At 47.6% G+C, this 12371-nt stretch carries 13 protein-coding genes and 1 tRNA gene; 5 read left to right on the plus strand and 9 right to left on the minus strand.

The features are described from left to right. Positions 1–121: 121 nt before the first annotated feature. The 4 genes from H6629_13735 (at position 122) to H6629_13750 (ending at position 4158) form a co-directional block, all read left to right on the plus strand. On the plus strand, positions 122–613 hold the full coding sequence (locus tag H6629_13735) for an RNA polymerase sigma factor (protein ID MCB9068857.1): 492 nt from the start codon (positions 122–124) through the stop codon (positions 611–613). Positions 614–652: 39 nt separating this feature from the next. Then, positions 653–1078: a hypothetical protein gene (locus tag H6629_13740; protein ID MCB9068858.1), complete on the plus strand. Its 426-nt coding sequence runs from the start codon at positions 653–655 to the stop codon at positions 1076–1078. A gap of 398 nt (positions 1079–1476) precedes the next feature. Beyond that, positions 1477–2745 carry a dicarboxylate/amino acid:cation symporter gene (locus tag H6629_13745; GenBank protein MCB9068859.1) on the plus strand — a complete coding sequence of 423 codons (1269 nt, stop codon included), beginning with the start codon at positions 1477–1479 and terminating at the stop codon, positions 2743–2745. A gap of 48 nt (positions 2746–2793) precedes the next feature. Further along, positions 2794–4158 (plus strand): aminotransferase class I/II-fold pyridoxal phosphate-dependent enzyme, encoded by a 1365-nt coding sequence (locus H6629_13750; GenBank protein MCB9068860.1) that lies wholly within the window; start codon positions 2794–2796, stop codon positions 4156–4158. Here the strand turns inward: H6629_13750 and H6629_13755 are convergent, their stop codons facing one another. From H6629_13755 to H6629_13765, 3 genes are all read right to left on the minus strand, one after another. Then, positions 4159–4791, minus strand: coding sequence for a hypothetical protein (locus tag H6629_13755; GenBank protein ID MCB9068861.1), 633 nt, complete (start codon positions 4789–4791; stop codon positions 4159–4161). A 178-nt stretch (positions 4792–4969) separates the two neighbouring features. Next, positions 4970–6328, minus strand: coding sequence for a phosphoglucosamine mutase (gene glmM, locus H6629_13760; GenBank protein MCB9068862.1), 1359 nt, complete (start codon positions 6326–6328; stop codon positions 4970–4972). A 201-nt stretch (positions 6329–6529) separates the two neighbouring features. After that, a complete protein-coding gene (locus tag H6629_13765; GenBank protein ID MCB9068863.1) occupies positions 6530–7384 on the minus strand; it encodes an RNA polymerase sigma factor RpoD/SigA in 855 nt (284 codons plus the stop codon). Positions 7385–7646: 262 nt separating this feature from the next. Here H6629_13765 and H6629_13770 point away from each other — a divergent pair. Next, positions 7647–7718 (plus strand) — tRNA-Arg (locus H6629_13770). 111 nt (positions 7719–7829) lie between these two features. Here the strand turns inward: H6629_13770 and H6629_13775 are convergent. The 6 genes from H6629_13775 to H6629_13800 all read right to left on the minus strand — a co-directional run bounded on the left by H6629_13775 (position 7830) and on the right by H6629_13800 (position 12326). Next, entirely contained in the window at positions 7830–8831 is a 1002-nt protein-coding gene (locus H6629_13775) for a sigma-54-dependent Fis family transcriptional regulator (protein MCB9068864.1), read from the minus strand. 134 nt (positions 8832–8965) lie between these two features. Further along, a complete protein-coding gene (locus tag H6629_13780) occupies positions 8966–9802 on the minus strand; it encodes a hypothetical protein (GenBank protein ID MCB9068865.1) in 837 nt (278 codons plus the stop codon). Between the two features lie 22 nt (positions 9803–9824). Further along, positions 9825–10823 (minus strand): TonB family protein, encoded by a 999-nt coding sequence (locus tag H6629_13785; GenBank protein MCB9068866.1) that lies wholly within the window; start codon positions 10821–10823, stop codon positions 9825–9827. Positions 10824–10833: 10 nt separating this feature from the next. Then, the gene (locus tag H6629_13790) at positions 10834–11238 is read right to left on the minus strand and encodes a biopolymer transporter ExbD (protein MCB9068867.1); all 405 of its coding nucleotides are present in this window, start codon (positions 11236–11238) and stop codon (positions 10834–10836) included. 16 nt (positions 11239–11254) lie between these two features. Continuing rightward, the gene (locus H6629_13795) at positions 11255–11668 is read right to left on the minus strand and encodes a biopolymer transporter ExbD (protein ID MCB9068868.1); all 414 of its coding nucleotides are present in this window, start codon (positions 11666–11668) and stop codon (positions 11255–11257) included. A gap of 37 nt (positions 11669–11705) precedes the next feature. Next, positions 11706–12326 (minus strand): MotA/TolQ/ExbB proton channel family protein, encoded by a 621-nt coding sequence (locus H6629_13800; protein MCB9068869.1) that lies wholly within the window; start codon positions 12324–12326, stop codon positions 11706–11708. Between the last annotated feature and the right edge of the window lie 45 nt (positions 12327–12371).

Below are 12371 nucleotides of genomic sequence, written 5' to 3' on the forward strand. Positions count from 1 at the left end.
AATTAATGGCTGCCGCAGCCGCTATCAACGACTTTGTGAAAATAATCCTCAAATTGGTGCGAACTCATTGTCCAGCCAAAAAAATTGTAACTATTCTAAATTTGAGGGATATTATCTGTGTATGAACGATCGAATGGTTGGCTTTTCGGAATTATATCGCCGATATGCGGCGGATGTGTACCGGTTCGCATTTTGGCTGAGCGGCGATGGCGATGTGGCAAACGACATTGTTTCGGAAACATTTGTGAAAGTTTGGCTATCGAAAAAAGATGTGCAATTGCAAACTGTGAAAGCTTTTTTGTTTACCATCGCACGGAATGAATTTTTGAAAAGCCTGCGCAGCAACAAACGGCGCAGCGAAATACCGGAAGCATTGCTGGATGCCGCGCTGATTGCGGATGAACAATTTGCCCAAACCGAATCGCTTCTGCGCACATTGCGACACCTCCGGCAACTGCCGGAAATCGATCGTGCTGTGCTCATTTTGCATGCGATGGAAGGATTGCCGCAACAGGAAATCGCGACAATTTTAAACCTCAGCCTGTCGGCTGTGAAGGTGAAAATTTTTCGCTCCCGCCGTAAATTGCTGGAATTAGCGCTAAATAGTGAGTGAGGATAAAGACAATGTTTTCAATAATTTGGAGATAAAAAAATGAACATAACGGAACAGGTGATTCTGGATTTACTGCCGGTTTATCAATCCGGCGACGCCAGCGAAGACACCGTGAAATTGGTGGAAACATATTTAGCCGAACATCCGGATTTTGCCAAAAAAATCGCAAAAGCTTTGCCGGAAATTCCGGTTGAAGAAATTGCCCAAAAACATCAATTTATAAAGGAGAACGAAATGACCGCACTAACGCAAACCCGATCGCTGTTGCGCTGGAAAGGCATTTGGATGGGTTTTGCAATATTCTTTTCAGTTGCCCCGCTTTCATGTTATTCAACCGAGGCTACAGGTTTTCATTGGGTGTTTGAAAATTCGCCGCTTTTGGCGCTGGGATATTTTGCTGTTGGAATTTGTTGCTGGATCGCATTTTTTGTTATTCGACATCGCCTGAAAAGCACCGATTTGTAATCGGAAAAATGTAACAAAAATGGCTCACCTCCCGTGGATTATCCGAAACTTGGCTGAAGTTGCACCATTTTTATTCTGTTGAAACACTCCGCTCAAACCTTTCGCAGCAATTGCATAGGGCTTTTCCCGAAGTAATCCTTTGTAGAAAAAGGGATTTTTGCTATATTTTTTAGCGACTTATCGAAAAAAAATGTGCAACTGCTTCAACTAACCGCATCCGAACGGAGAATCGTATGATCAAACTTAAGCCATTCAATGTGCTGCATTGGGTGTATTTTTTACTCTCAACTGTAATCAGCTTGTATCTGTTCAGCCAGCCTGCGACAAATGTGATGGCGGATTGGCCCGGCGTTGTGCAGTTTGTGCGCTCTGCACTGTTGATGTTTGCATTGTATCTGATGTTCCAAAAATTATTTGAGATGGAGCTACACACAAAAATAATTTTGGGGATGATTCTCGGTGGATTTGCGGGATTTATTTACGGTAACGAAATTGTGGAAGTAAAGCCGGTTGGAACGGCGTTTATTCGGTTGATCCAAATGATTGTTGTGCCGTTGGTGCTGGCATCGCTGATCAGCGGAACCGCCAGTCTCGGCGATATCAAAAAAATGAAGCGCATCGGCAGCAAAACGCTGGTGTATTACCTCTGCTCAACGGCAGTGGCGATCTCGATCGGGTTGATATTCGCCAATATTTTTCAGCCGGGCAGTGGCATGTCTCCTGATGTGCAGGCAAAATTGCTGGAAAGTTACGGCGGTGCCGCCGGCGAAAAAGTGGCTGCGGCACAGGGCAGCGTATCGATTGTCGATACATTTTTGAATATGATACCCAAAAATCCGGTGGAAGCGTTAGCTTCTGCCAGCATGTTGCAGGTGATCTTTTTTTCGATAATGACCGGTATCGCACTGACCATTTTGCCGAAAGACAAAGCTCAGCCGGTGATCAATTTTTTTGACGGTTTGTTCGAAGCGATGATCAAAATTGTGGTGATCGTGATTGAAATTGCGCCGTACGGCGTGTTCGCGCTCATCGCGGATGCTGTCGGTAGCTTCGGGCTGGAAATTCTGGCATCGCTGTTAAAATATACGCTGGTTACCGCAGTCGCATTGTTTGCAGTGCTGATGATTTATCCGTTTGTTGTCAAACTGTTCTCCGGAATGAGCCCCAGGATGTTTATGCGCGGTATTCGTCCGGCGCAGCTGGTGGCATTCAGCACCAGTTCCAGCGGCGCAACGCTGCCCGTTACGATGGAATGTTCGGAAGATAATCTTGGTGTTTCCAAAGAGGTTGCCAGCTTTATTTTGCCGCTCGGCGCAACTGTAAACATGGACGGAACGGCGTTGTACCAGGGTGTGGCAACCATTTTTATTGCACAGGTTTATGGCATTCCGCTGGATTTAGGCGCACAATTGATGGTGGTGCTCACCGCTACGCTGGCATCCATCGGCACTGCTGCTGCGCCGGGAGTCGGCATTTTGATGCTGGTGATAGTGTTGCAGCAAGTTGGTGTTCCGCTGGAAGGCATTGCGCTGATTTTGGCGGTTGATCGATTACTCGATATGCTCCGGACAGTTGTGAACATCACCAGCGATGCAACTGCATCGGTAATTGTTGCCGCAACCGAAGGCCAACTGCATGAGCCGCCGAACGAAAGCAAGGGGGTATAAACCCAAACAAAACAGCAAGTTGTGATTTTTTTAAAAGGAGTTGGAATAATGACAGATAAAAATAAGGATCAGCCCCAGGTTAATAAAGCGCCAAGCTATTCATCGGATAAAAGTAACGGGAAACGCAATCAATCTCCGCAAATTTACCTGAACCTGAATGTTCGGGGATTGCCGCAATCCGCCACGCTGACCATCAATGAATTGAGCGCTTCGCTGATCAAAAACGGTAAAAAAGTATATAAATTGGGATTGGGACAATCGCCTTTTCCGGTACCGGAGGAAGTCGTTGCTGCGCTGCAAACGCACGCTCACGAAAAAGATTATTTGCCGGTGAAGGGATTGCCGGAGCTCCGGGCCGCAGTTGCCGGGTTCCATCGCCGCAAAGAAGGTATCAATTTTAAAGCTGAAAATGTACTGATTGGCCCGGGTTCCAAAGAATTGATGTTTATTGTTCAGCTCGTGTATTACGGTGATTTGGTGATACCGACGCCCAGTTGGGTATCGTACGCACCGCAGGCGCAGATTATCGGGCGGCACATTCGTTGGGTGCCCACCCGGTTGACCAATAGCCTGAACCTCATGCCGGAAGATTTGGAAAAATTGTGCGAACCCGATCCCGATCGCCCGAGAATTGTTATCCTCAATTACCCCAATAATCCCAGTGGCAGCACTTACACGACGGATGAACTGAAAGCAATTGCCAAAGTTGCCCGCAAATATCGTATCATTTTAATTTCCGATGAGATTTATGGCGAGATGCACCACAAAGGGCAGCATGTTTCCATCGCGCGATTTTATCCGGAAGGCACAATTATCAGCAGTGGATTGAGCAAATGGTGTGGTGCCGGCGGCTGGCGATTGGGCACTTTTACGTTCCCGGAATCCTTGAATTGGTTGCGCGATGCCATGTCTGTGGTCGCCAGCGAAACCTTTACGGCAACATCTGCGCCGATTCAATATGCCGCCGTGCAGGCGTTCAATGGCAGCGAAAAAATTGAGAAGTATCTGGCGCGATCCCGGAAATTGCTCAGTGCGTTAGGACGCTATCTCGCCCGGCGGCTTCAAAAAGCCGGCGTTGCGTTACCGGAGCCAAAAGGCGGATTTTATTTATACGCCAATTTTAACTCATTTCGCGAAGCACTGAATCGCCGGGGAATTTATACCAGCGATGAACTTTGCCATCAATTGCTCAACGATACCGGCGTTGCCATTTTGCCGGGCAGCGTATTTGGCAGCCAGCCGGAAACGTTGACCGCCCGGTTGGCTTATGTGGATTTTGATGGCGAAAAAGCCTTGGCAGGTGTTGCGACATTGCCACCTGCCAAAGTTATCGATGTAGAATTTTTGCGGGAATATTGCCCGAATGTTGTTACCGCTGTGGACCTGATTTGCGATTGGCTGGCTACAAAATAATCACTTTTGATCACGAAACGGGCGTTGGGCGCGACGTTCGTTTCGTTGCGCCTCATTCAGCTTTTTGAATGTTGCCTGCTGGTCAGCTGTGAGATGTTTGGCGATGGCGGCATCTTGCTCGATCATCAGTGCTCTCATTTTTTCCCGGTCATCCCGGCTCGGGCGTTGTCCCGGCTGACGCATCGAGCGTATTTTCTCACCATATTCTGCCATAACCGGTTGAATTTTGGCGACTTGCTCCTCGGTCAATGCCAGCTCTTTTTTGAGCATCTCCAGCCGTTGTTCGCCAAATCCGCCGCGCGGTGCACTTCGCCCAAGTTGCTGTTTTTCCATCACTTCTGCGAATATTTTTTTTTGCTCGTCCGAAAGAATATTTTGGATTTGCTGCTGTTCCTGAACCCGCAAATCTGCCTCGGCTTTTTGCAGCGCATCTGGATTATTTTTATTTTCTTCCCGTAATTGATTCATTTGCTGCCGGCTGTTTTCCAAAATTTTTTGAATGGATTCGGTCTGCGTCTCACTCAAATTGAGCTGTTTTTTCAACATTTCGATTCTGCCCGATGGCGATTGCGCTGAAATTTGTGATACCGTAAGCAGCAGAATTGCTGCCACCATAACTAAAAAATACCGCATAATTTTTTCTCCGAAAAATGGGTTGTTTTACAAATTGAATCATCCACAAGCTGTCCTCTTTTCAGGTGCTTCGAATATTAGACACGGTATTTTCTGTAATCTTTCAAAAATTTTGGTAGAAATAAAAAAGGGAACGTTGACCGTTCCCTTTTGCGAACATCTGATTTTGAAATGTTGATCAGTGCGGTTTCAGTGCGCTGATTTCTTCCTTTATTTCCTGCAAAATGCTCCATGCGATGTCCGGTGTGCGGGCTTCAACAATAGCGCGCATAATCGGTTCGGTGTTCGATTTCCGCAGGTGAATCCAGCAATCCGGGCGGTCGATGCGCAATCCGTCCATAAAATTGAGCGTGTCCGAACTGTATTTGCTGCTGAAATGTTCGATCACATGATCGGGATTGACATCACCCAGCGGTGTTTTGTCTTTCAGAATGTAATATTGGGGCAGCGTTTGCTTCAGATCCGTGACGGATTTCCCCCATTCGGCAAGGTGCTGCAGGGTTAGTGCAACGGCAACCGGTGCGTCTCTGCCCAAATGGATATCCGGCAAAATGATGCCGCCGTTACCTTCGCCGCCGATGACGGCGTCCACATCGCGCATTTTATCGGCAACGTTAATTTCGCCAACTTTGGTTTTGGTGAGCTGGCAATTGTAATATTGGGCAATGTCATCCACTGCGCGGGAGGTGGAAAGGTTGATGACCACATGTCCGAGTTTTTTGCTCAAAATAAATTTCACTGCCATCGCCAGGGTGTATTCTTCGCCCATCGGGTGACCGTCGTTGCCGATGAGTGCGCAACGATCCACATCCGGATCGACGGCAACACCCAAATCTGCGCCGCTGTCTTTTACGGCCTGGCATAAATCGCCCAAATTTTGGGGAACGGGTTCCGGTGTGTGGGCAAAAACGCCGGTTGGTTCCAGATTTAGCCCAACGATTTCGCAACCGAGATCTTCCAGCAATTTTGGAATAATCGCACCGCCCGCACCGTTGACGCAATCCAGCGCCACTTTGAATTTGCGACTGCGGATCAAATCGATGTCAATATATGGCAGGTTGTAAATTTTACGCAGGTGGTCGTTGATGGCATCGGGATAGCTTTCTTCGTGACCCAGCACGTTCCAGCTAACGTATTCTGTTACGCCCCTGTCTGCCCGTTCGAACAATTCCTTGATCTGGTTTTCGGGGAGAAACAGCCCGTCTTCACCGATGAATTTCAACCCGTTCCATTGAATAGGGTTGTGGCTTGCGGTGATGGCAATGCCGCCGGCAGCTTTGAGGTGCTCAACTGCAATTTGTACGGTGGGCGTTGGTGTAATACCGATATCGATCACCTGGCAACCGCTGGCCATCAAAACAGATTTTACGATCGGGCGAACAAATGCCTGGCTAACGCGCGGGTCTCCACCCACGACTACTTTTTTATCGCTCAACATTTGGGCGAACGCATGCACATATTTGGTAATAATTTCTGGCGTCAGGCTGTCTCCCACAATGCCACGAACGCCGGAAACACTGGTCATCAAACTTTTCAACCTAAAATACCTCCGGGGCTAAAAGGGTTATCATTTTATTATCATAAAAATATAATATGCATATTATCGGCAACAAAGCATGGACTTAATTCACAAATTCGGATTTTACGGTTGTAAACGATTGGCGAGGGCAGGGGAGTGGATAAAAAAAGGGAACGCGTTTGCGTCCCCTTTTGAGAAAGCGGTTATCAAATTTCCGTATTAGAGGAACAGCCGCAAATTTTGGGAGCGGGACTGATGCCGCAACCGAATCAATGCACGTTCCTTAATTTGGCGAACCCGTTCACGGGTTAATTTGAGGCGTTCGCCAATTTCTTCGAGCGTGTACGGACGCTCATAATCGACACCAAAATACATTTTGATGATTTTCTCTTCCCTGGATGTGAGTGACTTCAGCACTCTGCGAATTTCCTGTCGCAGCGAATCGGTAATCAAATCGCCATCCGGCGTTTTGCTATCCGGGTTCCGGATAATCTCCTTCATCGTTCCTTCCTCTGAACGATTGATCGGCTGATCCAGCGATACGTGAAACGCGCTGCTGGTCATCGCTTCGGAGATATCGGGGACTGATATGTCTAATTCCTGGGAGATTTCTTCGTAGGAGGGATCCCGGTTGAACTCCTGTTCAAGGGTTCGAACCAGTTGATTCACTTTGCTGATCAAACCAACCCGGTTAAGGGGGAGTCGAACGACTCTGGAATGCTCAGCTAACGCTTTCAAAATGGATTGTCGAATCCACCAGACTGCGTACGAAATAAATTTGAATCCGCGTGTTTCATCAAACCGTTTTGCAGCTTTGATCAATCCGAGGTTGCCCTCATTGATCAGATCAGTTAGCGGTAAACCCTGGTTTTGATACTCTTTAGCAACTTTCACGACAAACCGGAGGTTTGCGCGGATGAGATGATGCAGTGCTTCCTGATCGCCTTGTTTAATACGCTGAGTGAGTTCGATCTCTTCAGCGGGGACGAGCAGTGGTATCTGACTGATCTCATCTAAATATTTTTCCAGGGAAAAACGGGGGTTGGAACGAATGCCACGTAGCTCCAGACTCATGCAAGGCCTCTCCACGTTTTGGGTTAAACTTAGAAAAAGCAATATCATAGATCAAGCGGTGGGAAGAAATATAATACACGTATTTGCACTTGTCAAAGAAAAAATCGGCAGTGTGTAAAAAAATTTCACACTTCTGTTCTAAACGCAATATTTAACGGATTAGGCAGATTGTCGATAATAAATCACCTGCGGAAAGAAATATTAAATAAACATTTGATTTACAGTTCAGCGAAAACTAAATTTATAAGCTAAAAATAACCACGCCCCCGTAGCTCAGTGGATAGAGCACTGGCCTCCGGAGCCAGGTGCGTAAGTTCGATTCTTACCGGGGGTACAAAATGCAGGCTGTTTGAAATTTAAAATTCAAACAGCCTTTTTTATTGATTGCAAATGTTGTTTTTTGGGAATGAGAAGTGATAAAACAAATGCTGATAGTTTCTAAAAATTAACTGTCTATGCCATGTTTTTTTAGCTTATACCGAAATTTTTCTCTGGTGATGTGGAGTAATTTTGCTGCTTTTGCTTTGTTGCCTTCGGCTGTTTCCAGTGCTTTTTCGAGCACTGCTTTTTCCAATTCGTCCAGGGGAATGCCCTGTGGCGGAAAGTTGATCTCGATTTTTTGGCTACCGCGAATATTGACCGGATAATTTTTAACGATGTGCCCCTCACCCAGTTTTAAATCATCATAAGAAATAAGCTCAGATGAACTGAGTAACACAACGCGCTCAATAGTGTTTTTCAATTCGCGAACATTGCCCGGCCATGGGTAACTGAGCAGCAAATCTTTTGCTGCGTTTGAAAATCCGCGAATTTTCCGGTGATGCTCTGCCGCAAACTGGAATAAATAATATTCTGCCAGCAACAAAATATCCTGACTGCGTTCCCGCAAAGGCGGCACCCGGATGGAAATCACGTTTAACCGATAATACAAGTCCTCCCGAAATTTGCCTTTCTGAACCAAATTTACCAGATCGCGGTTGGTTGCGGCAATTATCCGCATTTTGAGGTCAATATTGCGGATGCCGCCCACCCGCCGGAAGGCTTTTTCATCCAACACTTTGAGCAATTTCGATTGCAACCCGATATTCATATCCCCAATTTCATCGAGAAAAAACGTTCCGCCGTCTGCCAGTTCCAGCAACCCTTTTTTAGTTTTTCGTGCATCAGTAAATGCGCCGGCTTCGTAGCCGAACAATTCTGTTTCCAGCAGCGATTCCGGCAGCGCCGTGCAGTTAATTTCCACAAAAGGCTTTGTAGCCTGCTGGCTGGCATTGTGGATTGCCCTGGCGATCAGCTCCTTGCCGGTTCCGCTTTCACCCAAGATCAGCACGGTAACGGTGGAGCTGTGCACAACTCTTTTGATGTCCTCATACAACTTTTTCATTTGGGGACTTTTGCCAATGAGGTTGTAAAAATTGATGATCTGATCGCCGGGGGAAATGCTCATTTTTTGTTAACCTGATTTCTGTTCATTCAAGTTCAATGGTTCCCATTTATTATCGGATTCCCCGCGATTTTCTTGAAGTGGACATCGATCTCAGGTTGTTTTATATCAATGATTTCCCGGCTCTGATTTCCAGATTATTCGATGAAAATTGCCACGCAACCCTCATTTCCGGCTGCTGCCGGCAATGACACAGGTGATACATCTTTTTCGGAAAACAGTGCCCGTAGTCGATCAAAAAAATTTGCTGCCAACGGATGCTGTGATTGCATCGAAACTCGACCGGATGTCGAATACAAATTACGCAATAGTGCAATTTCCTGGATATATTTTTCGACGTTGCGCGATAAGCTGCTGCCCCGGCTATCGAACAGCTCGCTGTTGGCAATGCGAATTTGTGTGCCGCTGCTGTCCGCAAAAAACGCTGCAACAATGGTGAAGGTTTGCCCTGGAAATGTTTTTTTATTTCCGGCGCGATCTACCGCCGTAAAGCTGAATGAATAGTTGTGTCCCGGAACCAGCATCTCGCCGCTGTTGCCAATGCCATCCCACGGTATATCAGCAGGTGGATTGCCATCGCCGCTAACGGTATAAAATACATCGCCGTTGCTCCGGAAAATGTGCATTTCCCAATACTTCAGATCGCTGAAATTGGCATGAAACACCTTTACCGGCTGCGGTTGGATGTTCGCGAAAGCGGGCGAAATCAGTTTGAAAGTGAACGAATCCCATTTATTTTCACCGACCGATTGCCCGGACACACCCACCGCCGCCCAGGAAATTTTTTCGGGAATCTGGATGAGATCTGAAAAATCCATTGGCATCATAACCGGCAATTTTTCTTCTTTCATTTCTGCGGAATAAGTGGCTTTTACCACAACTTCGTCTAGCGAACCGGATTTTTCTTCAGAATTCTGTCCGAACACGCCCGATGTTGCGAACAAGATGACGGAAACAATCATTAATAATTTCATTGGTTTTCCTTTTCTTTTATCGTCAAATGACGAATTGGAACGTTATTACACCGGATTGATCGAGGCGAATGCCGCTGTTTTCGAGCGCGGCAAATTGCCACTGTTTTAGCGCTTCGATCACCAGACGATCCCACTCACCCGATCCGCTGGTGCGAACCACCACCACATTTTCCCGCACGACACCATTTTCCATCACCGTAAAGCGGAGCGCGACAGTTGCGCTAACGCCCTGACGTTTTGCCCATTCCGGGAACGGCGGGATAATTTTACGGATGATTTTCCGGTTGGCCAGCGCACCCGTGATAACCGTGCCCGGCTGATCCGGTTTCAACGCATCGGGATTCAAATCTTTTTGTTTCGGCTTACTATCGATTTTAATGCTTCCGCTGTTTGTGGCGTTCGATTTTCCGGTGCCCGCGCCAAGTTGAATTTGCGGAGTTTTGGGCCCGTCAACCGCGATGCCCGCTGTTACCGGAGCAGTTGAGGCGAGCAAGTTCTGGCTGTCTCCCAGACTGATCGGCGTGGGACGGGCAATTTTTTCGTCATCGCGGATGCCTTTTGCCGGGGAAATCTTGATCAGATCCGCCGGTTTTACGATGTTGTTTGCCACCGCTTGCACTTTTTCGATATTGATTGGCGCCTGCTTCCGCTTCCGGTCAAGAAAAATTTTATCCGAACCGGCAGCCGCAATAGATGCGCCGGTTTCCGGCTGCGGCAGCTCGTTGGTTTCCGGCAAAACGGCTGCAGCCTGCACGATTTTCTTTACCGGTTTCGGTTGGATTTCCGGGGTTTCTGCCGGCAATTCTTCGGTCATATCGATAAATGTGATTTCCCGGATCGGCGGCGTTTCAGCCACGTTCATATCTGCCAAACCGAAATACAGCGCGAACATGATGATGTGAATCGTCACAGAAAAACCCATCGCACCGGCAGAGCGGAAGGTGTCATTCCGAAAAAAAATCGCGGAAAACCGGGTCACCAACTGTCTGTAAATGATGGTTTTAAGGTTGTTGTTTTTCATAAATTCCCCCTCAAACCTGATCCCGGTTGCGTTGCAGCGTTGCGATGGCAATCCGGGTTGCGCCGGCTTTTTTTGCGGTGCCGAGCAATTCCAGCACGATGTTATGGGTCACATTTTTGTCTGCACGGATGACCACCAACCGGTCCGGATGTTCCGCCACTCGCTTTTTCAGTTGAGCGGCGAGCGCCGGAAACGAGGCAATGGCGTCTTCGTTCAACGCCAGTTTTCCGTCATTCGAATACGAAATTGTGATGTTCGATTCGGATTTTGCTTCCACGGTTTTGGCGCGCGGAAGGTTGATTTCCATATCGACAGGCGTCATCATCAACGGCGATGTGACCATAAAAACGATCACCAAAATGAGGGCTACGCCCACCAACGGGGTTATATCTACTTTGCTGATTGGCTCTTCCATGGCATCTCCCGGGGAGTTATTTTTGTTTGATAATGGATAGTTGCACCGCGCCGCTTTGTTTGGCGATATCGAGCACTGCAACCACGCGATCGTGCAGCACGCTGCTGTCCGCGCTGATGAGCACCATTTTTTCCGCGCTGGCATCGAGAATTGATTTTAGCGAATCGGGCAACGTTGCCGGATCGATAGCGGTGCCGTTCAATTCCACGATGTCATTTTCCCGGATGCTGATCTGCGCTTTCAACGGCGTTTCCTCAATTTGTGTTTGCGCTTTGCCCAGCGACGGCGTGGCAACGTTGATTCCTGATTGCATCACCAGCGGATAGGACACCATAAAAATGATCACCAGCGTCAGCGAAACATCCACCAGCGATGTCAGATTGACCTCCGTGACGCCGCCGTTTTTCCGGATTTGTTTGTTCATTTTCATTGCTGAATTTTCTCCTGATTTTCGGAACGATGGCTGTTCACGCGTTGTCCGGGATTCCCAATATGATCAACACTTTTTTGCTGACCGATTCGATTTCCAGCATGGTTGTGTTCACTTTTCGCAAAAAATAATTGTAAAACACCACCGCGGGAACGGCGACAACCAGCCCGCCGGCAGTGGTAATCAGCGCCTCGGCGATGCCTGCAGAAATCACCGACGGTCCGGCGGAACCGGAAACGGACAGCGAGTGGAACGCCTGGATGATCCCGACCACCGTGCCGAACAGCCCGATCAGCGGCGCAATGTTGCCCAGCGTTCCCAAAATATTTAGGTTTTTTTCCAGCTTGGTGCGTTGTTCCAATGCGATGGCGTCCATCATATCCACGGCTGCGCCGGGATTTTTATTTGCCTCTTCCAGCCCGCTTTTGACCACCCGCGCCAGCGGTGAAAACGAGTTGCTGCAAATGTTTATTGCTGCTTCAACGTCATTTTGTTTGAGCGCATTTTTGATGCTCGTAAAAAATGAATCCGCATTCACCGTTGTGTGTTTAAAAAACAGCCAACGCTCCAAAATAAAGGTAACGGCAACCACCGAACAGCCCAATAAAATGAGCATCGTGATACTGGATTTTATGGTTTCAACAACGTTCAAGTCCATTTTTTATCTCCTGTTGATGTTTGTTTTTAACTGCAGATTTCACTT

It is taken from the genome of Calditrichia bacterium (genome assembly GCA_020634975.1).
Lineage (GTDB): Bacteria > Calditrichota > Calditrichia > RBG-13-44-9 > J075 > JACKAQ01.

Excerpts from the sequence above, each read along its gene's own strand:
- H6629_13750 (MCB9068860.1), top strand. The coding sequence starts at position 2,794 with ATGACAGATAAAAATAAGGATCAGCCCCAGGTTAATAAAGCGCCAAGC.
- H6629_13775 (MCB9068864.1), bottom strand. The coding sequence starts at position 8,831 with ATGAGCATTTCCCCCGGCGATCAGATCATCAATTTTTACAACCTCATT.
- H6629_13740 (MCB9068858.1), top strand. The coding sequence starts at position 653 with ATGAACATAACGGAACAGGTGATTCTGGATTTACTGCCGGTTTATCAA.
- H6629_13800 (MCB9068869.1), bottom strand. The coding sequence starts at position 12,326 with ATGGACTTGAACGTTGTTGAAACCATAAAATCCAGTATCACGATGCTC.
- H6629_13780 (MCB9068865.1), bottom strand. The coding sequence starts at position 9,802 with ATGAAATTATTAATGATTGTTTCCGTCATCTTGTTCGCAACATCGGGC.
- H6629_13745 (MCB9068859.1), top strand. The coding sequence starts at position 1,477 with ATGTTCCAAAAATTATTTGAGATGGAGCTACACACAAAAATAATTTTG.
- H6629_13795 (MCB9068868.1), bottom strand. The coding sequence starts at position 11,668 with ATGAAAATGAACAAACAAATCCGGAAAAACGGCGGCGTCACGGAGGTC.
- H6629_13765 (MCB9068863.1), bottom strand. The coding sequence starts at position 7,384 with ATGAGTCTGGAGCTACGTGGCATTCGTTCCAACCCCCGTTTTTCCCTG.
- H6629_13790 (MCB9068867.1), bottom strand. The coding sequence starts at position 11,238 with ATGGAAGAGCCAATCAGCAAAGTAGATATAACCCCGTTGGTGGGCGTA.
- H6629_13785 (MCB9068866.1), bottom strand. The coding sequence starts at position 10,823 with ATGAAAAACAACAACCTTAAAACCATCATTTACAGACAGTTGGTGACC.
- H6629_13735 (MCB9068857.1), top strand. The coding sequence starts at position 122 with ATGAACGATCGAATGGTTGGCTTTTCGGAATTATATCGCCGATATGCG.
- H6629_13755 (MCB9068861.1), bottom strand. The coding sequence starts at position 4,791 with ATGCGGTATTTTTTAGTTATGGTGGCAGCAATTCTGCTGCTTACGGTA.